The organism is Acidicapsa acidisoli, from assembly GCF_025685625.1.
Classification (GTDB): domain Bacteria; phylum Acidobacteriota; class Terriglobia; order Terriglobales; family Acidobacteriaceae; genus Acidicapsa; species Acidicapsa acidisoli.
In genome coordinates this window covers 2,187,817-2,209,188 of the sequence record NZ_JAGSYI010000001.1, presented here as the reverse complement: position 1 = coordinate 2,209,188, position 21,372 = coordinate 2,187,817, and the positions used below count along the sequence as shown (strand labels likewise).

General features: G+C 58.8%; 16 protein-coding genes. 10 read left to right on the top strand and 6 right to left on the bottom strand.

The window, feature by feature from the left end; all coding sequences use genetic code 11:
• Positions 1-7 precede the first annotated feature (7 nt).
• The 3 genes from OHL23_RS08890 to OHL23_RS08880 all read left to right on the top strand — a co-directional run bounded on the left by OHL23_RS08890 (position 8) and on the right by OHL23_RS08880 (position 4,322).
• On the top strand, positions 8-805 hold the full coding sequence (locus tag OHL23_RS08890; RefSeq protein WP_263351421.1) for an inositol monophosphatase family protein: 798 nt from the start codon (positions 8-10) through the stop codon (positions 803-805).
• 35 nt (positions 806-840) lie between these two features.
• Positions 841-1,620 (top strand): SOS response-associated peptidase, encoded by a 780-nt coding sequence (locus OHL23_RS08885; RefSeq protein ID WP_263351420.1) that lies wholly within the window; start codon positions 841-843, stop codon positions 1,618-1,620.
• Positions 1,621-1,871: 251 nt separating this feature from the next.
• Entirely contained in the window at positions 1,872-4,322 is a 2,451-nt protein-coding gene (locus OHL23_RS08880) for an ABC transporter permease (RefSeq protein WP_263351419.1), read from the top strand.
• A gap of 9 nt (positions 4,323-4,331) precedes the next feature.
• On the opposite strand, the gene OHL23_RS08875 is transcribed toward OHL23_RS08880, so the two are convergent.
• The gene (locus OHL23_RS08875; protein ID WP_263351418.1) at positions 4,332-5,060 is read right to left on the bottom strand and encodes a response regulator transcription factor; all 729 of its coding nucleotides are present in this window, start codon (positions 5,058-5,060) and stop codon (positions 4,332-4,334) included.
• Between the two features lie 363 nt (positions 5,061-5,423).
• On the opposite strand from OHL23_RS08875, the gene OHL23_RS08870 reads away from it, so the two are divergent.
• Positions 5,424-7,106 (top strand): response regulator, encoded by a 1,683-nt coding sequence (locus OHL23_RS08870; RefSeq protein WP_263351417.1) that lies wholly within the window; start codon positions 5,424-5,426, stop codon positions 7,104-7,106.
• 21 nt (positions 7,107-7,127) lie between these two features.
• Entirely contained in the window at positions 7,128-8,705 is a 1,578-nt protein-coding gene (locus tag OHL23_RS28580; RefSeq protein WP_317891663.1) for a sensor histidine kinase, read from the top strand.
• 21 nt (positions 8,706-8,726) lie between these two features.
• Here the strand turns inward: OHL23_RS28580 and OHL23_RS08855 are convergent, their stop codons facing one another.
• Positions 8,727-9,263: a GNAT family N-acetyltransferase gene (locus tag OHL23_RS08855; protein ID WP_263351416.1), complete on the bottom strand. Its 537-nt coding sequence runs from the start codon at positions 9,261-9,263 to the stop codon at positions 8,727-8,729.
• A 231-nt stretch (positions 9,264-9,494) separates the two neighbouring features.
• On the opposite strand from OHL23_RS08855, the gene motA reads away from it, so the two are divergent.
• Complete coding sequence (gene motA / locus OHL23_RS08850) at positions 9,495-10,379, top strand: flagellar motor stator protein MotA (protein WP_263351415.1); 885 nt, start codon at positions 9,495-9,497, stop codon at positions 10,377-10,379.
• A 15-nt stretch (positions 10,380-10,394) separates the two neighbouring features.
• A complete protein-coding gene (locus OHL23_RS08845) occupies positions 10,395-11,246 on the top strand; it encodes a flagellar motor protein MotB (protein ID WP_263351414.1) in 852 nt (283 codons plus the stop codon).
• Here OHL23_RS08845 and OHL23_RS08840 read toward each other — a convergent pair.
• Positions 11,191-13,056, bottom strand: coding sequence for a carbon starvation CstA family protein (locus OHL23_RS08840; RefSeq protein WP_263351413.1), 1,866 nt, complete (start codon positions 13,054-13,056; stop codon positions 11,191-11,193). The two genes, OHL23_RS08845 and OHL23_RS08840, sit on opposite strands and share 56 nt — an antisense overlap.
• A 167-nt stretch (positions 13,057-13,223) precedes the next feature.
• Here OHL23_RS08840 and OHL23_RS08835 point away from each other — a divergent pair, with 167 nt between their 5' ends.
• Positions 13,224-14,360 (top strand): alkene reductase, encoded by a 1,137-nt coding sequence (locus tag OHL23_RS08835; RefSeq protein WP_263351412.1) that lies wholly within the window; start codon positions 13,224-13,226, stop codon positions 14,358-14,360.
• 127 nt (positions 14,361-14,487) lie between these two features.
• Entirely contained in the window at positions 14,488-16,725 is a 2,238-nt protein-coding gene (locus tag OHL23_RS08830) for an alpha-galactosidase (RefSeq protein WP_263351411.1), read from the top strand.
• 126 nt (positions 16,726-16,851) lie between these two features.
• On the opposite strand, the gene OHL23_RS08825 is transcribed toward OHL23_RS08830, so the two are convergent.
• A complete protein-coding gene (locus OHL23_RS08825; protein WP_263351410.1) occupies positions 16,852-18,063 on the bottom strand; it encodes an MBG domain-containing protein in 1,212 nt (403 codons plus the stop codon).
• Between the two features lie 321 nt (positions 18,064-18,384).
• On the opposite strand from OHL23_RS08825, the gene OHL23_RS08820 reads away from it, so the two are divergent.
• On the top strand, positions 18,385-19,983 hold the full coding sequence (locus OHL23_RS08820) for a ribulokinase (RefSeq protein WP_263351409.1): 1,599 nt from the start codon (positions 18,385-18,387) through the stop codon (positions 19,981-19,983).
• On the opposite strand, the gene OHL23_RS08815 is transcribed toward OHL23_RS08820, so the two are convergent.
• Both OHL23_RS08815 and OHL23_RS08810 read right to left on the bottom strand, forming a co-directional pair.
• Positions 19,978-20,316, bottom strand: a complete 339-nt coding sequence (locus OHL23_RS08815; RefSeq protein WP_263351408.1) for a hypothetical protein — start codon at positions 20,314-20,316, stop codon at positions 19,978-19,980. The genes OHL23_RS08820 and OHL23_RS08815 overlap by 6 nt on opposite strands.
• Entirely contained in the window at positions 20,280-21,359 is a 1,080-nt protein-coding gene (locus OHL23_RS08810; protein WP_263351407.1) for a dihydrolipoyl dehydrogenase family protein, read from the bottom strand. The genes OHL23_RS08815 and OHL23_RS08810 overlap by 37 nt, the downstream gene beginning before the upstream one ends.
• Positions 21,360-21,372 lie beyond the last annotated feature (13 nt).

Genomic DNA, 21,372 nt, shown 5'->3' with positions numbered 1-21,372 from the left:
AGAGATTATGAGCGAAAATTCCCTGCAAAACCGGCTCCTGATAGCCTGCGCCGTCGCGCGCGAGGCTGGAGCACTCCAGAAGCGCCGGTTTCTCGACCGCGACAACATGATCTACAAGTTCAAAGGACCACAGGATTACCTCACTGCCACCGACGGCGAGGTGGAAAAGCTCGTCCGCGAGCGTCTGCTGACGGCCTTCCCCGGCGATACCTTTCTCGGCGAAGAAGACGGCGGCCAGGAGAGCGACCAGACCTGGGTCGTCGATCCCATCGACGGCACTTCGAACTTCGCGCGCGGCATCGCGCACTTCTGCGTTTCAATCGCCTTCGTGCACAAGGGCGTGGCTTCGATCGGCGTCATCTACCAGCCCATGTCCGACGAGCTCTTTGCCGCAGCCAGGGGCATGGGGGCAACCTTGAATGGCGAACCGATCAAGACCTCCTCGACCACCAGCCTCGACAAGTCCTTGCTGGAAGTTGGCCGCGCCTCGCGCCAGCCGCAGGCGACCTATCTCGCCATGCTGGACAAGGTGATGGCCACCGGAGTTGCAATTCGCGGAGCCGGTTCCGGAGCGCTCGCCGTGGCCAACGTCGCCGCCGGCCGCGTCGACGGCTGCTTTGAATCGCATATGTACTCCTGGGACTGCCTCGCCGGCCTCGTTCTGGTCGAAGAAGCAGGCGGCCGCGTTAACGACTTTCTGGCTGGCGACGGACTGCTCAAAGGCAACGTCATCTTCGCCTCAGCTCCGGGGATCGCCGAAGAGCTCGCGGCACTGGTAGGAGTTCCGCTGCCGACCCTCGCATAGAGGGTTTCGCGGCATTAGCAGACGGAGAACAAGGCATGTGCGGGCGATACCAGCGGCGGTCGGATAAGCGTAGAATCGCGGAAGCGTTTCAACTCGGAACGCCCGATGAGCCGGATTCGAGCGTCGATCTGGGTGTCGAGTTGGGCCTTGCGCCGAACTACAACGCTGCGCCGGGAACAATGCAGCCAGTCGTCGTCTGGGACGAAGCGCCGGGTATGCGCACCCTGCGCATGATGCACTGGCGCTTTCTGCCGCCCTTCTGCACAGATCCGAAGAAGCTGGATACGATCCATGCAAGCGCGGAAAAGCTGCTTTCGAGCGGAGTCTGGCGGAAGTCGTTCCTCTACCGGCGATGCCTGATTCCAGCCGACGCATTTGTAGAATGGCGGCGCGTCAGCCCGAAAATCAAGCTACCGTTTGTCTTCGCCATGAAGGCTGGCGAGCCTTTTGGAATTGCGGGAATCTGGCAGCACTGGCGCTCACCGGACGGCGCAACGGAACTGGACACCTTCGCGGTCGTCACCGTCGAGCCCAATGAGATCGTGTACGACATGACAAATCACAACCGCATGCCGCTCCTGATCAAGCGATCCGACTACGAACGCTGGCTGCGCGATGACAATGCGCAACAGCCCCCGGTCGATCTGCTACGGCCATTCGACTCGGACCAGATGAAGTCCTGGCAGGTGAGCACGCGGATCAACAGCGTACGAAACAACGACTCCTCGCTGGCAGAACCATGCCCGGATTCAAAGACCGCATCGGAAGCGGATACTGCGCAGTTGGAAATGTTCGGCGGCCTGACGGACGCCTGAACGGTTTTTCCCACCCCGCCCTACGTAAAATTTCGTACTTTAATGCGCTCGCCCGCTCACGAATGAGGAAGACGCAACGTCTTCAGCTTGTCATTTTCATTCGATCAACTTTTCCCGAACATTTTTGAACTGCTGTGCGTAGTTAACCGTTTCGTATCTGACGGCGTTGTAGCAGGCAGAAGTCCGTCTTGCCTCTGCTTTGCAATGCCGGGCTACTGGTCTTACTAAAACAATCCTACGGGGGTGGGTCTGTGAGTGACTTCCGCACTGACTTGAAACATGCCTTTCACATGTTTGTGAAGAATCCAGGGTTCACCATCGCTGTCGTAGCTGCGCTGGCCTTGGGAATTGGAGCCGATACAGCTATCTTCTCGGTGGTGAATGCGGTGTTGCTCAAGCCACTCAGCTATCCCGAGCCGGATCGGATCGTGCAGATTCTGCTGACCGGGCCTGGCGGCGAAGGTCCTGGCGCTTCGGCGACCAAGCTGCATGTCTGGCAGGAGCAGACCAGCGTCTTCCAGGACGTGGCCGGATACGACTTCGGTGGGGGCATGAATCTGACCGGCGCTGTCCCGGAACAGGTGCATGGGGTGCATGTGACCGAGTCCTATTTCCGCATCTTCGGGGCAAAGTTTGTTCAGGGACGGCCATTCACGCCGGAAGAAGACAGGCCCCACGGCGGCAATGTGGTTGTGATCAGCGGCGGTTTGTGGAAGCGCAAATTTGGCAGTGATCCGAGTCTGGTCGGGAAGGCAATTTCGATTGCCAACCTGCCATACACCGTGGTCGGCATAACCAGTCCGGATTTCGACACCGATCCGGTCGCGGATCTTTGGATTCCATATCAGTTCGATCCCAACACAAAGGACCAGGCGCATTACTTCGTTGCTGCAGCGCGCATGAAACCTGGAATCTCACTGGCCCAGGTGCAGGCTCAACTTAAGCTAGCCTCGCTAGAGTTCAACCGCAAGTATCCAGGAGCCAATGAACGGGGTGGTTTTGATGCGCAACTACTCAAAGATTCGGTGGTAAGCGATATTCGCTCCTCCCTTTTGGTACTAATTGGCGCCGTGAGCTTTGTGCTCCTCATCGCCTGCGCCAATGTCGCCAATCTCCTGATGGTGCGCGCAGCAGGGCGAAGCCGCGAGTTCGCGATTCGCGCCGCGTTGGGAGCAGGCCGCGCGAGGATCATTCGACAACTGTTGACCGAGAGCGTCCTCCTCGCCCTGACCGGCGGATTGCTCGGGCTGGTGCTCGGCATGACCGGCGTCCGGGCGCTCCTAGCGATCAGCCCCGGCGATATTCCGCGCATTGGCGAGGATGGCGCAGCCGTAGGACTGGATTGGCGCGTCGCCCTCTTCACGTTTGGAATCTCTCTATTGACCGGGATTCTATTCGGGCTGATTCCGGCTCTGGCGGCATCGAAACCCGACCTGAGCAGTTCGATGAAAGAGAGCAGCAAGGGCTCCGGTTCCAGCCTGCGGCATAACAAGATGCGCTCCCTGCTCGTCGTCAGCGAAGTTTCGCTGGCCCTGGTGCTGCTCGTCGGCGCATCCCTGCTGATTCGCACTTTTGTCGCATTAAGAGCAGTTGATCCCGGCTTCAACGCGCACAACGTCTGGACAGCCGAGATGGCTCTCAATGGTCCGCGCTTCGAGAAGACCGCGGGCGTAGCCCAAGTCGTCCGCGTCGGCCGCGAACAACTGAATGCGGTTCCCGGCGTGATTACCGCCTCGGTCACCAACTCCATGCCGCTCGTCGGCGGATTCGGCCTGCCCTTCATCATTGTGGGCAAGCCGCTCAACGGTCCCTCGACCGGTGGCGCGGGCTGGATGGCCGTCTCGCCGGGGTATTTTGACGCCTTCAAGATACCCATCGTGCGCGGACGCGACTTTACCGACAACGACACCGCCGGATCGCAGGGCGTTGCGATTATCAACGAAGCCATGGCCAAGGAATTCTGGAAGAAAGACGAAGATCCAGTAGGCCAGCAAATTATCATCGGCCACGGCGTCGGCCCCGAGTTCGAGGAACCCGCACGGCTCATCGTTGGAATCGTAGGCGACGTTCGCGATGGCGGGCTGAATCGCAACCCCGGCTCCAAGATGGTGGTGCCGCTCGCGCAGATGACCGACGGCCTGACCGAGCTGAATTCCAAGGTTGCACCCCTGTCGTGGGTCGTCCGCACGCGGCTCGATCCCCATCAAATGACGGCGACACTTACCGAACAGCTACGCAAGGCCAGCGGAGGCTTCCCGGTGGCGCGGGTACGCTCGATGGAAGAGGTCGTCGTTCGTTCAACCGCCCGGCAGGACTTCAACATGCTGCTCTTGAGCATCTTCGGCGGCTCGGCGCTGGTGCTCGCTGCGATCGGAATTTACGGCCTGATGGCCTACTCCGTGCAGCAGCGGACGCAGGAGATCGGCATCCGCATGGCGATGGGCGCAGACCGCAAGCGCATCACCAGGATGGTCGTCTGGCAGGGAATGCGCCTGACGCTCGCCGGCGTAGCCATCGGCGTAGGCGCCGCCTTTGCCTTGACCCATCTGATTTCCAGCCTGCTCTATGGCGTCAAGAACTGGGACCCAACGGTCTTCGTCAGTGTGCCTCTTGTGCTCAGCGGTGTTGCGCTGGTCGCGGTCTGGCTGCCAGCCCTGCGCGCCGCAAAGCTAAACCCAATGGAGGCGCTGCGAACGGAGTAACGGAGAGCCCTAGGTGCCCGTGCGCGCAATGCTTTGCACTTTGCCCGGCTTGGAGATCTCGGCGGTATTCGCCGAGTCCGCCTGTTCCTCTGCTTCAATACGGCTGCCCACGTCGGCCGCAGCCTCGGCCAGCACACGATGATGCAGGGTAAAGAGGGCAAGTTCCAGCCGGTCGCTGACGCCGGTCTTGTCGTAGATCGACCGCAGATAATTCTTGATTACCTGTTCAGTAGTCTTGAGCCGGGTCGCAATCTCGCGATTCTTGCAGCCTTGCACAATCAGCGCTACGATGCGCATTTCTTTGGGAGTAAGACGGTCGCGGACGCGCGTGCCAACCATGTCTTCCACAGAAGCATCCGCCAACACAGCCTGAAGTGGTTGCCAGGTTTCTCCTGCGGCTACTCTGCGAACGCACTCGACCAGAGCCGCGCCTGTACTGTTGCGGAGAATAACTCCGCTGAAACCCTGCTGCACGAAAATAAGTGGAGATTCTGTGTTCTCTGCGATCACAATTCCCCGGCTGCCCACTGTTTCCAGAAGAACCTTCAGACGCGAAAGCTCCGGCTTGAGCACGGAGGCAAAGAGGACGAGCGCTCCGGGAAAGGTTGTGGCCGCATGCATCATGCGCTCCGTATCGGAGCATTGAGCGATGATCCGGAAGTCATCGTCAGTGCCGAGGACTTTGGCCATGCCGGCACGGAAAATCGCCTGTGAGTCTGCCAATATGATCTTGTTCATGGCCCTGCAGCGCCCCCGTATCCAGCCGCGAATTTACCACACCATTGTTCGCAGCGCATGTCAACTCACTCGGATGACCGCTCCGCACTTCCTAAATGGACGATCCTATTCTTCTATCGGCAATCTAAGAAACTACTTTGGCTTGATCTATTGTGCGACACCTCGGGAGCAAGACTGTTCCTTTGGTAAGAGTTATTAACGACTTTGAAACTCGTTCGTAACTGCACTTCCCGCCTCAAGAGTACAGGGATGTTGAGTTTTGCGCCATCAAATTGATCTTTACGTCTCTTCTGTGGAAAAAATCGAGGATGGACGACGGGGAGTTTATTCCCCGGACTTGACAGTCTAAACTGGGAATCACGTATGAACAGACCGATCCTTCTTGCCATCGACGACGACATCAACGTATTGGAAGCGGTCGTGCAGGATCTGCGACGGCAATACGGGTCTTCCTATCGGGTCTTGCGCGCAGGAAGCGGGCAAGCGGCCCTGGACACACTGCAACAGTTGAAGGTACGCGAAGAAGCCGTCGGGCTGTTACTGAGCGACCAGCGGATGCCGGGAATGACCGGTGTCGAGTTTCTGGAGAAGGCTCAGGAGATCTACCCCAAGGCAAAACGCGTCCTCCTCACCGCCTACGCGGACACAGAAGCCGCCATCCGCGCCATCAACTCGGCGCGAATTCACTACTACCTGACCAAACCGTGGGACCCGCCCGAAGAGAAGCTGTATCCGGTACTCGACGACTTGCTCCAGGACTGGAACGCCGGATATCAACCCAAATTCGAAGGCCTCCGGGTAATCGGGCATCGCTGGTCGCTCAAAGATCATCAGCTGCGCAACTTCCTGTCCCGGAACCACGTGCCCTACCGCTGGCTGGACGCGGCTGCCAGCGACGATGCCCAGAAATTGCTCAAAGAGCGCTCCCTGGACCCCGAAGTGCTGCCGGTCGTGCTCTTTTCCGATGGCAGCGCGCTCGTCGACCCAGAACAGGAAATCCTCGCCGCGCGCGTGGGTCTTCGCACCCAGGCAGCCCAGGACTTCTACGACATCGTCGTCGTCGGAGCCGGGCCAGCCGGATTGGCGGCGGCGGTTTATGGCGCGTCTGAGGGTCTGAAAACACTGGTAATCGAGCCCGACGCGCCTGGCGGGCAGGCCGGATCGTCCTCGCGTATCGAAAACTATCTGGGCTTCCCCGCCGGCATCACCGGAGCCGACCTGGGACGCCGTGCGCATATGCAGTGCGTGCGATTTGGGGCGGAATTCCTGACCCAGCGGGCAGTCGGGCTGCGAGTGGATGGCCAGTATCGCTTTGTGGTGCTTGCGGATGGCCGCGAGGTATCGAGTCACGTTCTGCTGCTCTCCACCGGCGTACAGTACCGCAGGCTCGATATTCCGGGGGCCGAGCAACTGACCGGCCGAGGCATCTATTACGGTGCGGCGCTGGTAGAGGCTGCAGCCTGCAAGGATGAGGATGTGTACATCGTCGGGGGAGCCAATTCGGCCGGACAAGCGGCGCTCCACTTCGCCAAATTCGCCTGCAAGGTGACCATGCTGGTCCGGGCAAATGGTTTGGAGGCCAGTATGTCGAAATACTTAATCGATGAGATCGAACGCACATCGAATATAGTGGTCGAGCCAAACACGCAGGTGTTGGCGGCCCATGGCGAGGATCATCTCCAGGCGCTGCACATTCGCGGACCCGAAGGAGAAAGTTGCAGAATGGCGGCATCTTTGTTCGTGTTTATCGGAGCGGTACCCGGCACCGAATGGCTGCCGGACTCTATCCTGCGGGACGATAAGGGATTTATCCTTGCCGGAACAGACCTCACCGGCGCAGACCAGACCGGGCCGGAAACGAAGACATTGAACAAATTCGCCTCGGTTTGGAAGGAAAAACGGTCGCCATTTCTGTTGGAGACCAGCGTGCCGGGGATTTTTGTGGCAGGGGACGTTCGGCACGGGTCGATAAAGCGGGCTGCGTCGGCCGTTGGAGAAGGTTCGATCGCTGTTCAGTTTGCTCACCAGTATCTGGCAAGCTTCTAATCCGGAGTAAGGGGTGGATGGATGGGGCGTAACGAAAGTGGGATGGAAGAAACGCAGCGTATAGCCGCACGCTACATCCATGAATACAGCAATAGCGACCACGATAGCATGACCAAGGAAGTCTCAGCCGGAATTGCGGCGCAGACGGCAACTATGGAAAACGAGAATCAGTACACCGTTGAACGGGTCTCGCTCGATGATTACGCAGAGCAGTTGAGTAAGGCTCTTGCAGCTGAGGGCCTGACGCCAGACCAACTCTGCGGACTGGGCGAGGCAGATCTGCTTCGCATTCCTGCCGGAGTAGCATTTCACGACCCCGCCGATAACATGCGGGCCTTCTTTGTTCTGCTGGAGGGCGAAGTGCTCGCCGACAAGGCGGAGTCGGATGGCAGCAAAGTCCGGGTCTATACGGCCAAGGCTGGCGACTCCTTTGGCGAGGTCACGCTGCTCGCGGGCAAGGCTCCCTCGTTGTACCTGCAGGCTGCGCAGCCATCGGTAGGTTTGCGCTTTAACGAAGACAGCTTCTGGAACCTGATGGCCTGCAGCCTTCCCATACGCAAAATAGTATTGAATAACATGTCGCAGCGGCTGCGCGCGCACCAGGTAGAAGCTGCGCATCGGGAAAAGCTCATCTCCCTGGGAACTCTTGCCGCCGGCCTCATGCATGAATTGCACAATCCTGGCTCCGCGGCCAAGCGGGCCGCGTCCCAACTGCGAGAGAATCTGATGCGGCTGCAAGAGTTGAGCCTGCGCTCGAGCAGCAAAGCCAAGACTCCCCCTCAACTGGAATGCATGCACGATCTGCTGGAGCATGCGGTGCGAAGTTGCTATGCGCCAGCCTTGAGCAGCCTTGAGCAAGCCGATGCGGAAGAGGCGATGTCCGAGTGGCTGGAATCAGCCGGTGTAGAAAACGCATACACGATAGGACCGGCATTGGTAGCCATCGGCTTCAAGCAGCACGAGCTCGATTGTGCCCGGGATGTGTTTGAGACCAGCTCCCTCTCGGATGCGCTCAACTGGCTGGAAGCGTTGGTTTCCAGCGTTTCGCTCGTTTGTGCCATCGAAGAGAGCATTACGCGTGTCTCTGACCTGGTTATGGCGGTGAAGAAATTTGCCTATGACGACCGCTGCACCTTGCGCGACGTGGATGTCCACGACAGCATCCAGAGCACGCTGACAATCCTGGGGCACAAGCTGCGCCAGAGACGGATCAACGTAATCAAACACTTCGACGCGGCCCAGCCTAGTATTCATACCACAGGCGTGGCTATCAGCCAGGTCTGGACCAACCTGATCGACAACGCTATCGATGCGTCTCCGGAAGGCGGTCAGATCGAAGTGCAAACCTGGAGCGAGCCTGGATTTTTGGCCATCGGCATCGTCGACCACGGCGGCGGCATCCCGGAAGAGCTGCGCTCCAAGATATTCGAGCCGTTCTTTACTACCAAGCCTGTCGGTAAAGGCACAGGCCTCGGCCTCGAGATCGTGCAGCGCATCGTGACTCAGAGCTTCGGCGGTCAGATCCAGGTGGAGTCGAAACCCGGCGAAACGCAGTTTATCATTCGCCTTCCGCAACAGGCCGTAGCCGCGACAGCCTGAAGAAAGCGTAAGCCAGGCGATCTAACAATTTAGCGAAAGACTCTTTTCCAGCACCAGGAAGTGCAGATCGTCCCGGAGCGGCTTGCCGAATCGCTCGTCGCCATAGGGGAACGGTTCTGTCTCGCCTGTGAGCGTATATCCTCGCCGTACATACCAGGCAATCAAGGCGTCCCGCACATTCACGACGGTCATCCGGATGCGCTCAGCTCCGCGTTCTTGCGCAAACTCCTCGGCGGCAGCCAGAAGCGCCCGGCCGATGTGCCTGTTCTGAATATCCGGACGGACAGTAAGCAGCCCGAGATACCAGATGCTGCCCTGCTTCGGCTCCAGCCAGACAGTTCCCAGCAATGGCCCATTGGCCGCATCCCGGCAGATGAGCAGCTGAGCGTCGGGCTTAGCCGCCAGCTCTTCTCGCAGCAGCGAACCATTGAGACGCTGGCCCTCGATAATTCCGGCTTCGACATTCCAGCTCGCCGACTCTCCTGTACCCCGGTACGCCAGGTTTGCGAGGTCAACAATTGCAGGATAATCAGTTTCAACAGCAGGTTGAAGCAGCATTTATCTCAGTGTACGTCCCCGCCCGCGCCAAGCTATCAGCGCATTCTCAAATCCAGTTTGGTTCCCAGAGAACAGCCCTCTAAGCACCCAGAACTCCACCGATTGCGGCATCCAGCCGTTCCCAAATCGGACACGCGCAACCACGTCAAGTTACTTGAGTTTCTGCCGATAAGCGACCAAGACAATCAAGGCAGGAAACGACACGCATATCGTGCAAACCGGGAGAACGGAATGTTCGCAATCATAGGCATCGTGGTGGTCTTTGGCGCCATCGTGGCCGGATATCTAATGGAAAAAGGGAGTCTGCTCGTTCTGTTGCAGCCGGCGGAACTGATTATTATCGGTGGCGCCGCAGTCGGCACCCTGCTCATTGCCAACCCCCTACATACGATCAAGGCCATCGTGGGAGGCGCGGTAGGCGTGCTCAAGCCTTCCCCTTTCGGCAAATCGCGCTATCTCACCACACTGAAGATGATGTTCGAATTACTGAACAAGATCCGGCGGGAAGGCCTGCTCTCCGTCGAGAACGATGTGGAGAAGCCTCAGGAGTCCGTCCTCTTCAAAAAATATCCCGACTTCGTGAAGGATCATCATGCGGTGGACTTCGTTTGCGACACGCTGCGCATGGCGATCACGGGAGGCGTGGAACCATTCGACATCGACCAGATGATGGAGCGCGATATGGAGGTGCATCATCATGGAGCACTGGCGCCAATCTCCTCGCTGACCACGGTCGCCGACGCTCTGCCAGGTCTGGGGATTGTAGCCGCCGTCCTCGGCGTCGTAATCACGATGGGCGCAATAGGCGGCCCTCCCGAAGAGGTCGGGAAAAAGGTCGCCGCAGCCCTAGTCGGAACATTTCTCGGCATCCTGCTCTGCTACGGGCTCGTCGGGCCGCTGGCCTCAAAGATGAGCAAAGGCGCCGAAGAGCATCACGAGTATTTTCAGGTTCTGCGGGTGCTGATTCTCTCGTTCCTCAAGGGGAATGCCCCCATCATCGCGATTGAGATGGCGCGCCGGGCAATTCCGGCTCACGTGCGTCCCGGATTTGACGAGATGGAAAAGCAATGCAAAGGCGCGACCGGCGCTCCATCCGACGACGTTGAAGCTGCATAGGAAATCCGACCAGCCATGCCAATCAAGCCAACCATCATCGTGATCAAGAAGGTAAGCAGGCACCGGCACCATCATGGCGGAGCCTGGAAGGTAGCCTATGCCGATTTCGTGACGGCAATGATGGCGCTGTTCATCGTCCTCTGGCTGCTGAACTCCAACGTGAAGGTAAAGCAGGCCGTGGCCGGCTACTTCCGCGACCCGAGAAGTTCGCAGGCGCAGACCGGTACAACCAAAACGGGAGACGATGACAACATTCCCATCGACAAGCAAAATGCGCAGAAGCTGAAAGAGCAGATTCAGAAGGCCATTAGCGCCCAGAAGGATTTGGAAAAGCTGGCCAAGCAGATCGAAATCACGATTACCCCGGAAGGACTGCGCATCGAGCTGATCGAGGACAAGAACGGGACATTCTTCCAAAGCGGCAGCGCCCAGCTAAGCGAAAGCGGGCAGAAGCTGTTGACCATGCTTGCCGGACAGCTTAAGCCGCTGCCCAACAAGCTGCTTCTCGAAGGCCACACGGACGCGCAACCCTACTCGAATGACGGCGGCTACACGAACTGGGAGCTTTCCGCGGACCGAGCCAATTCAGCGCGGCGGCTTCTGCAGCAGGACGGCGTCGGCAAGAGTCAGATTTCCCAAGTGCGCGGCTACGCAGATCAACTGCTCCGCGTGAAAGACAGCCCGATGGATCCGTCAAACCGACGCATTTCGCTGATTGTTCAATGGCTCGGCCAACGGATCGACGCGTCGGTCCCGGCGACGCCCGTGAGCGAAAAGACCAGCGTAACAAAAATGTCCGCAAGTCTCGTGCCTAACAGCATCGGTACGGCGCAGCCGGCTCCAGCGAGACCTTCCCCGGCTCATTAGCGATAGATTCTTCGGAGGGCGGCGCGACTCCTCGCAGCGTGCGAATGCAGCGGACGCCCGCCGAGCCCACAATCACGATGGCTCCGGCGATGAAGATCGCCAGCAGGATGGTTTCGATCCAGCCCTGAACTTCGCTTCCCGGATGCATCGCCATTGGCCAGAAAACATTATTGATCGACAGCACACCAGCCGAAACCGTCGTAACCAGCACAAACAGCGCAGGCACCATCGTGCACCACGCATACACGGCTTTACGATGATTCACCAGCCACGTCGTCATCGTAGCCAAAGCAATCGAAGCCAGCAGTTGATTGGCCGTTCCAAAGAGCGGCCAGATCGTAGCAATCGTTCCTCCCCAGATCAGGTATCCCCAACTCGCAACAATGATCCCGGTCGCAAGCAGGTTGGACGGCAGCCAGTTCGTGCGCCCCAGCGGCTTGTATACCTTGCCCATCAGCTCCTGCATCAGGTACCGCGCCACGCGCGTCCCTGCGTCAATCGTGGTCAGAATGAACAGCGCCTCGAACATGATTGCGTAGTGATACCAGTAGCCCGTGAGCGCCTTCATCCCCGGCAGTCCACGAAATATCTGCGCCATGCCGATGGCCAGACTCACCGCGCCGCCCGTTCGCCCAGCCAGTTGTTCGCCCACCTCGCGCGAAAACTCCGGCAGATTTACCGTATGCATTCCCAGATGCGCAAAGAGCGCTGGCGGCACATTGATAGCGAAGTAATCACCCGGAGCCATTGAGCAAGCCGCAATCAGCGCAAGCACGCCAACGAGCGACTCAGCCAGCATCGCCCCATAGCCGATAAAGCGCGCGTCCGTCTCGTGATCGATCAGCTTCGGCGTCGTTCCCGAAGCAACCAGTGAGTGAAAGCCGGAGATCGCGCCACAAGCGATTGTCACAAAGAGAAACGGAAAAAGCTTGCCGGGAATTACAGGGCCGCCGCCATGCACATACTGCGTAAACGCAGGAAACTGCAGATTAGGATGAACAACCAAGACGCCGATGACAAGCGCAGCAAGCGTGGTCAGCTTCACGTAAGTGGATAGATAGTCGCGCGGCTCCAGCAGCATCCAGACCGGCAGCACCGAAGCCAGAAAGCCGTAAGCGCAGAGCAGCAGCACAATCTGGTGGCCGCTGAAAAGCAGCAGATGAGCGAAGCTCGAACTTGCGATCCCATGGCCACCGATCAGTACGCCAACCAGCGCAATGACTCCAAAGATCGACGGCCCCAAAACCACGACTTGTCCGCGATTGCTGCGGAACATCCAGACACCCATGACCATGGCGATGGGAATGGTCATGCCGATGGTAAAGACGCCCCACGCGCTCTGACTCAGCGCGCTGACGACGATAATCGCCAAACCTGCCATGGCCACAATCAGAATCAGCAGCACCGCGATCATCGCCAGCAGCCCTGTGACCGGACCAACCTCGCGCTGCACGATGTACGGCAGCGATTTGCCGTTGTGGCGCAGCGAGCCTATCAGCACGGTCAGATCCTGCACCGCCCCGGCAAGCACCGCTCCCGCGACCAGCCAGATCAACCCCGGAGCGAAGCCGAACTGGGCAGCAAGAGTCGGACCCACCAGCGGGCCCGCTCCCGCAATGGCAGCGAAATGATGCCCGAAGACCACCCATTTCGGCGAAGGAACGTAGTTATGACCGTCCTTGAATCGATGTGCCGGGGTAATGTTGCGGTCGTCCAGCACAAAGGCTCGCGACGCGAGCAACGCGCTGTAATAGCGGTAAGCTACGACAAAAACGCCCAGCACGATCAGCAGCAGGGGAAGAGTATTCACAGATCCGTTACGCCCTCGCGAAAAACCAACCTCGCGTGGGGGCAGTATATCAATCGGCAAAACGATGGTATGCGGCGACTCCGGCCTAGTTCCTATGAATTCTCACGACGAACTCTGGCCGACTGATCGATCCTGCATCGCGACCGCCCCAGGAGCATCTACCAAATATGTCGAATTATCCTCGCCTCTTCTCTCCCCTCAAAGTTGGGGATCTGCATCTCTCGCACCGCGTCGTGCTGGCGCCGTTGACTCGTCTGCGGTCCACGCAACCTGGCGATATCCCCAATCATCTCAATGCCGAATATTACAGCCAGCGCACCTCGCCGGGAGCATTGATGATCTCCGAGGCAACGCAGATCTCGCGGCAGGGCAAGGGCTATCCCGCAGCCCCGGGCATCCATTCCGCCGAGCAGGTCGAGGGCTGGAAGCTGGTGACCGAAGCCGTCCACGCTAAAGGCGGATTCATCTTCCTGCAACTCTGGCATGTCGGCCGCGCCAGCCACACCTCGCTCCACCCCGAAACAGGACTGCCAGTTTCCGCATCCGCCATTGTGACCGCCGACGGCTCAAAGGCATTCACAGCCGATTTCCAGCAGGTTCCCTTCGAAACGCCGCGCCCGCTCGAAACAAGTGAGCTTCCCGGAATCGTTGCCGACTATCGCCGTGCCGCGGAAAACGCCAAAGCCGCTGGATTTGACGGCGTGGAGGTTCACTCGGCCAACGGCTACCTGCTAGATCAATTCCTCGAAGACAAGACCAACCACCGCACTGACGCCTACGGCGACTCCATAGAAAACCGCGCCCGCCTGCTCTTCGAAGTGGTTGATGCCGTTGTCGAGGTCTGGGGCAAAGCACGCGTCGGCGTACGCCTCTCGCCCTACGGCAAGTTCGGAGACATGGGAGATTCGAACCCCGTTGCCCTGTTCAGCTACGTCTTGCAGCAGCTCTCCGCGCGCGAAATCGCATATGCGCATCTGGTCGAACCCAGGGTTGGCGCTGCCGGCGCAGGCGCGCCAATCGATGACTCCCAGCCACGAACCTCCCACATCTTCCGCAAGGCCTTCGCCGGTGTTCTGATTTCGGCAGGTGGTTACACTGCGAAGACTGCCGAGGAAACCATTGCGGAGAGTTACGCGGACGCCGTGGCCTTCGGACGGCTGTTCATCGCCAATCCAGATCTTCCGGAGCGATTCCGGCGAAATACCGAGCTGAACACGCCCGACCGCAGCTCCTTCTACGGTGGAAGCGAGAAGGGTTACACCGACTATCCGAGTCTGGACCAGTCGACGGCAACCCTGCAGTAAAACAAAAGGTACGAGGACAATCTCGACACAAGGGGCGGAAGAAGCGCCAGACGGCGACCTCCGTCCCTTGGCTTTTCTGAAGTCGATGCACCGGGTGTTAGCATGGCTCGGAACGGAGAAGTGCTTGATGAATCCTCGCAATTTGAAAACCTTTCCAAAGACCCACCTTTCCATTTCGGTTGCCCTGCCGCTCGTGGCGTTCCTGGCCTTTTGCACCCAGGCTTTCGCTCAGCCGGAGTCTTCCTCCCCATCGCAGCCCGTCTTTCGCCTCGATGGCGGAGACACAACCTACGCATTTGGCGTCAATGAGCGCGGAGAATTGCAGCAGCTTTACTGGGGGGGACGCATCAGTGCACAGGATGCGGTCCCTCCGGCCCACCCCGAAAAGGAGTTGGCATCCTTCGACTCCTCTTACAACAACACGCCGCAAGAATATGCCGGCTGGGGCGCGGGACTCTTCCAGGAACCAGCGCTTAAAGTCACCTTCGCCGACGGCAATCGCGACCTCGTGCTGCACTACGTTTCGAGCACCAAGCCCGACGTGAATTCCCTCGAAATCACGCTCAAAGACATCAGCCGTGCGATCACGGTAACACTGCACTACAAGATCGATCCCGAAAGCGGCATCCTCGCGCGTTCGGCAACTATAGAGAATAGCGAGCCAAAGCCGGTCATGATCGAACAGGCCGCGGCAGCGTCGTTTTCTCTGCCCCCTGCGCACTACACCCTCAATTACCTGACTGGCCGCTGGGCCGGCGAATGGACCCTGAATCGGGAGACGATCCAGGCTGGGGAACGAGTGCTCGAAAGCCGGCGCGGAACGACCGGCCATCAAGCCAATCCGTGGTTTGCCATCGGCAAAGGCGACGCCGACGAGGAACACGGCGAAACCTGGTTCGGAGCACTCGCGTGGAGCGGTTCCTGGCGCATCGTCGTCGAACAGGACCAGATCGATAAGGTCCGCATCACTGGCGGATTCAACCCTTTCGACTTCGGCTACCAGCTCAAAACCGGAGAAAAGCTTGAAACCCCGGTCTTCTACGCCGGATATTCGCATCACGGCTTTGGCGGCGCATCGCGACTGCTGAATCACTTCACCGTCTCCCACATTCTGCCTGAAGGACCCAATCCGAAGCCCAGACCAGTCATCTACAACTCCTGGGAGGCGACCGAATTCGCCGTGACCGAAGCCGGACAGGAAGCACTCGCCGAAAAAGCCGCCGCACTCGGTATCGACCGCTTTGTGATGGACGATGGCTGGTTCGGCCAGCGCAAAACAGACCACGCCGGACTCGGCGACTGGTATGTGAACAAGGAAAAATTTCCCAACGGGCTGAAGCCTCTGATCGACAAGGTCCACTCACTCGGAATGGACTTCGGACTCTGGGTTGAGCCAGAGATGGTCAATCCCAACTCCGATCTCTATCGCCAACATCCCGACTGGGTGCTGAACTTCCCCGGCAGACCGCGCACGGAACAGCGCAATCAGCTCGTACTGAATCTCGCCCGCCAGGACGTGCGCGATTACGTCTACGGCTTCCTCGACAAATTACTTTCCGAAAACCAGATCGCCTTTCTCAAGTGGGATTACAACCGCAACTGGAGCGAGCCCGGCTGGGACCAGCTTCCGCCAGAGGAACAGAAGAAGGTTTACGTCCAGTTCACGCGCAATCTCTACTCTATCCTGGCTGAGTTACGCGCGAAGCATCCTGGAGTGGAAATAGAAAGCTGCTCTGGCGGCGGTGGCCGCGTCGATCTCGGCATACTGCACTACACCGACGAAGTTTGGCCGTCGGACAACACCGACCCGCTCGACCGGCTAACCCAGCAGGATGGCTTCACGCGCGCCTATCCCGTGCAGGTGATGATGGCCTGGGTAACCGATTCGCCACATTGGCTCAACGGGCGCACGACCTCAGTCACCTATCGAATGCTTGTCTCCATGCAAGGTTCGCTGGGCATCGGCGGGAACTTGAACAAGTGGTCCGATGCCGATCTGACGACTACCAAACGCCTGATAGCCGCGTACCATCAGGTGCAAAAGACAATCACCCAGGGCGACCTCTACCGGCTGATTTCTCCGACCAACGGAAGCGAATTCTCAGCAACGGAAACAGTCTCGCCGGACAAGTCGCAGGCTGTCTTCTTCGCTTTCGCTCACTCTACGCAGGAAGAACGCGGCTTTCCACGTCTGCAATTGCTGGGGCTTGACCCCACTGCGGAATATTCTCTGACAAGCATCGAAGGCAAGGCCATACCCGGAACCCCGGCGCAAGCCAGCGGCTCGTGGTGGATGAATCACGGCGTCGATCTCGACCTGCACGGTGACTTCCAGGCTGCTGCCTTCCGCCTGGACAGAAAATAGAACCGAAAATAGGATCGGAAATTCGACCGCAAATGATCACAGGCCGCCGCGCATCTCCAGGCGTGGCGGCCTGCTTCGTCAGTTCGAATGCGTCGCACGTCTCTTGCAACGCCAACGAACCGATGCTTATTCGTTTCCGGGGGGATTAAATGCCTTGCGGATGGCCTGTCCCGAGTTGGAGTTCTGCACCGCTACCGAAACGATCGACGGTTTAGAGACGAAAGCAGCCCGCACAGGCGCATCCGAACCTTTTCGACTGTCCGATACGACAGCCGGTATTGCAGACCTTGTGCTGGAACTCTTCGCAAGGGTCGAGGCGGTTACAACGTGGGGCAAAACCACCGAATGCACTGGTGCGTCCGAACCGATTCGCATTCCGGCCGCAAAGGTTGGCAAAGCTGTCATGTTAGCCAACGGCACATTCTCAATCGCAGTCTGAGCCGGAAGACTCTGCGTGTAAGCGGAAGAAGCAACAGGATTTGACCAGATTGCCGCTCGAACAAATATGCCGGATTCGCCGCGGAGTCCCGCAATGAAGTTTGGCTGCACCATCGTCAAGCTCTCAAGCTGTCCGAGAAACGCCGTATGCACCCGACTCTCGCCTTCGATGGCCGACGGCTCGATGACGGCCGCCTCTATTGCAGCCGCGTCGCCGGAAGCAAGCCCGTCCCATGTCTGCCTCTCAAGGATCGCCAGGGTTCCGAATTCAGGCACGAAAGTATAGTTAGGTGCTGACAAGCTTCCAACGTTGCCCTTGATCGCGTAGTTAGCGTGTGGGCTATGGTCGGTAGCCGTCGTCGTAAGAACAGGAGTACCCGTGATTTGCGCGCTATCTTCCGTGTCGCCGTTCACAAATCCCTTGAAGCGATAACTCGTCGCAGGCGGAATCGGACTGCCCACAACCGATCTGAGATCGCCGGGAACCACGAAGAGCGGCGCCTTATTGACAGCAAGGTTATAGAAAGTAACTTTCGTCCCAGGAATGCCCGCAACCTCCGCACTAACTTCCGAATCGCCGGCCCCAAGACCGCTTGCAGAAACAGAAGCCAGGCCGTACTCGTCCGTGATGGCATAAGTCGAGGTCAGGCCGATTCCCGCTCCTGCCACAAAGTCCACTTTAAGCCCGGTTACAGCACGCTCCGTAACAGTATCCGTGACCCAGACCACCAGCGCATCCGGAAAGGATGCTCCATAGGTTGTCTGCTGGTCTGCGCCGCGCAAAATCTTGATGGTCGTGGCCGCGGAAGCAATACCGGTGCCGGAAGCGAACGTGAAGAGTACAGCGAGCAGCCCCAAAACAGGCTTCGGCTTGAGCAACGATCCGCGGCAAACGTTCATGAAGGACCCTCCTGATCTTCCCGCGACTCAACTGAAACTAGGCTGCGGACCCGATTGACGATTCGTTGAGTGGAGATGCCATCCGGCAAAACCCGATCTGGTCCTGAGTATCTGTGCCGAGCAGGATTAGAAGCCATTCAACTATCTCTAATCTTGCTACGGCTTTTCTTTTTGTCGATGGCGCAATGGGCACGCAAAGGTAGTACCCTTCGTAACAGTTACTACGTTTGCCTTAGCCGATCCTGTCTACTTCATGACAAGTACGGACAATTAATTTAGACTTCGGGAAGCTCCAGTAATCGTTTTCTCGGAGAGTTTGCTATGCCTATCGTTGCCGGCGTTGACTTTGGCACCCTCAGTGTTCGCGTTACCCTGGTTCACAGCCAGAAAGGTCCGATCGGCACGGCATCGGCCGAGTATGCGCTGCATCGCCGTCGCGAAGACCCGGATTTCGCCACCCAATCGCACCACCATCAGATGCAGGCGCTGGTGCGCGCCACACGCGCGGTGCTTGAAGAGACTGGCGTGGCCGGCGCAGGCATCGTAGCCATCGCCCTCGATACCACGGGCTCCAGCGTAATTCCCGTCGGCGAAGGCCTCGAACCGCTCGACGAATACTACCTTTGGTGCGACCACCGAGCGAAGGCCGAGGCTGAGGAGATTACGGCGCGCGCACACGCAGCGGGCCTCGAAGCAATCGACTGGTGCGGAGGCGTTTACTCGCATGAGTGGGGCTTTGCCAAGCTGCTGCACTGGCTACGCCACAACCCGGCCAGGCGCAGCGAATTCGTGACAGCTCTCGAACACTGCGACATGGTCGCGGCGACGCTCTCCGGCGTAACTTCAACCGCGAACCTCAAACGCAGCGTCTGCGCCATGGGCCACAAATGGCTATGGAATCCGCGCTGGGGCGGATTTCCGCCCGAAGAGTTCCTCGTATCGGTAGACCCGCTGCTGGCCGGGGTGCGCGCCAAACTGGGCGGCGAGTTTCTAACATCCAACCACATCGCAGGCCACCTCTCGCCCAAGTGGGCGGCAGAACTCGGCCTGCACGCAGGAATCCCGATTCCCGTAGGCGCCTTTGACGCCCATTGGGACGCCATCGGCTCGCACATTCGTGAGGGCGACGTAGTCAACGTCGTCGGCACCTCAACTTGCATCATTGCCATGGCCAAAGAGGCGGAATTGGTTCCCGGCGTCTGCGGCGTCGTACCTGGCAGCGTGCATCCGGATTTCACCGGCATCGAAGCAGGCCTGTCGGCGACCGGCGATATCTTCGAAGCAATCGCGCGCCGCGCGGGCAGCACCGTATCGGCGCTTTCGCAGGGTTTGGAAAGCTATCGCGCAGGCCAAACCGGCCTCCTGCGGCTAAGCTGGGATAACGGCGACCGCACTGTGCTCGTAAATCCCGAACTAGGCGGTGTAACCCTGGGCTGGAACCTGCTCCATACCGCGCAGGACGAGTTGTTTGCGGCCATCGAAGGCACCGCATTTCACACCCGCATCATTCTGGAACGCATGGCTAAGCATGGCGTCCGCGTTGAACGGGTGATCAACGCCGGCGGAATTCCGCAAAAGAACGAAGTGCTGAACCAGGTTTACGCGAATGTGCTCAACAAGCCGGTTCTGGTCCCCGCAGGCGTGCCGACAAGCCTCGGCTCCGGAATCTTTGCACTGCTCGCCGCCGGAGTCTACCCGACAATCGAGGCCGCGCAGGAAGCAGTCTGTCTTCCGTTCCGCACCATAGAACCTCAACCGGCGGCTGTCGCCGTCTATGAGCGGCTCTATAACGCGTATCGCAACGTCTACTTTTCTCTCGGCACCCACAACGCAGCACCATCTGCACTCGGCGCCGTATTGCCAACACTCCGCAGCATCGCCGCCGAAGCGGCACGCCTGCCAGCCGTAGAAACCCTATAGCCGCGGCACAGTCGAAAAGAGCGCAACAAGACCTTCCGACAGCGTAGGGTGAGTCAGAATCAGATCGCGCAACGCCATGTATGGCAGGCCCGCGCTCATGGCAAGCTGCACCGGAGCAAGCAATTCCCCAGCGCCTGCGCCGAAGCCGGTAAAACCCAGAATGCGATCATCTTCAGTACTAACCAGCGCCTTTAGAAATCCGCGAGTTTCAGCGAGTGTGCGTGTGCGCAGCGCAGCTTCCATCGGAATCCTACCCAATCGGTAGGCGATGCTCTGCTCCCTGGCCTGAGTCTCATTCAGTCCAACGCGCGCCAGCTCCGGATCGGTAAACACGCAGGACGGAACCTGCCTGCCTGTCGTAACTCGATGACGGCCCGCCAGATTATCCCGCACGATGCGAAAGTCGTCGAAGGCGATGTGCGTAAAGTGCGGACTGCCCACACGCCCGGCGCCGTTGTCTCAAGCCGCTCGTTGACCTGGATATGCCCGTGGACAGTCGTGGCAACACCCGCCACTTCAAGCCCGATGTTTTCCGTGTTGGGCGTTCGACCGGTTGCGACCAACAGATGCGAACCCTCAAGAGTAATCTCAGCGTTGTTGACAGTCGCGATAAGTTGAACGCGTTCTCCGGAGACTCCGCTCACCCGGATCACATTTGCACCGGTGATGACATCGATTCCTTCGTCGGCAAACAGCTTTTCGAGAGCCTCCGACACATCGGGGTCTTCGCGCCGTGCAAGCCTCTCGTGGCGCTCGACAACCGTGACATAACTTCCAAGACGCCGCATCGCCTGCGCGAACTCCAGAGCGATGAAACCGCCGCCAAGAATCAACAATTGCTGCGGAACGACGTCGAGTTCCAGCGCTTCGATATGCGTAAGCGGCTGAGCTTCGGCAAGTCCAGGGATGACCTCCATTCTCGTGCGGCTGCCGGTGCTAAGAACGACCATCTCTCCGTGAAGCAGCCTGGTTCCACCATCCTGCAACGCCACTTCGATCGTTTTCTGCGCAACAAAGCGGCCAAATCCCATCACGATCTCCGCGCCGCTCTTCCTGAAATTGCCCAGATGCATTTGCACCAGGCCCTCCACCATCGCCCGCTTGCGCTCCCGCACCTGAACCATATCGATGTGCGACTCAGGAGGTGTGTCGAACACCACGCCAAATTCGCCGCTGCGCTCAACATAACTGGCAACCTTCGCACTGTGAATCACATTCTTGCTTGGCAGGCACGCAATATTCGGGCAGGATCCTCCGACATATCTGCGCTCGATTACCGCAGCGCGTTTTCCGGCAGAGGCCTGATGCCACGCGATGTACTTGCCAGCTTCTCCGCTGCCTAGAACGAGGACATCATATTTTTCAACTTCAGCCATATCCGCTTCTCCA

Bases quoted from the DNA above. Each gene is read 5' to 3' on its own strand.
- OHL23_RS08890 (WP_263351421.1), top strand. From the start codon at position 8: ATGAGCGAAAATTCCCTGCAAAACCGGCTCCTGATAGCCTGCGCCGTC.
- OHL23_RS08855 (WP_263351416.1), bottom strand. From the start codon at position 9,263: ATGCTGCTTCAACCTGCTGTTGAAACTGATTATCCTGCAATTGTTGAC.
- OHL23_RS08825 (WP_263351410.1), bottom strand. From the start codon at position 18,063: ATGAACGTTTGCCGCGGATCGTTGCTCAAGCCGAAGCCTGTTTTGGGG.
- OHL23_RS08810 (WP_263351407.1), bottom strand. From the start codon at position 21,359: ATGGCTGAAGTTGAAAAATATGATGTCCTCGTTCTAGGCAGCGGAGAA.
- OHL23_RS08830 (WP_263351411.1), top strand. From the start codon at position 14,488: ATGAATCCTCGCAATTTGAAAACCTTTCCAAAGACCCACCTTTCCATT.
- OHL23_RS08875 (WP_263351418.1), bottom strand. From the start codon at position 5,060: ATGAACAAGATCATATTGGCAGACTCACAGGCGATTTTCCGTGCCGGC.
- OHL23_RS08845 (WP_263351414.1), top strand. From the start codon at position 10,395: ATGCCAATCAAGCCAACCATCATCGTGATCAAGAAGGTAAGCAGGCAC.
- OHL23_RS28580 (WP_317891663.1), top strand. From the start codon at position 7,128: ATGGGGCGTAACGAAAGTGGGATGGAAGAAACGCAGCGTATAGCCGCA.
- OHL23_RS08820 (WP_263351409.1), top strand. From the start codon at position 18,385: ATGCCTATCGTTGCCGGCGTTGACTTTGGCACCCTCAGTGTTCGCGTT.
- OHL23_RS08870 (WP_263351417.1), top strand. From the start codon at position 5,424: ATGAACAGACCGATCCTTCTTGCCATCGACGACGACATCAACGTATTG.
- OHL23_RS08835 (WP_263351412.1), top strand. From the start codon at position 13,224: ATGTCGAATTATCCTCGCCTCTTCTCTCCCCTCAAAGTTGGGGATCTG.
- motA (WP_263351415.1), top strand. From the start codon at position 9,495: ATGTTCGCAATCATAGGCATCGTGGTGGTCTTTGGCGCCATCGTGGCC.
- OHL23_RS08885 (WP_263351420.1), top strand. From the start codon at position 841: ATGTGCGGGCGATACCAGCGGCGGTCGGATAAGCGTAGAATCGCGGAA.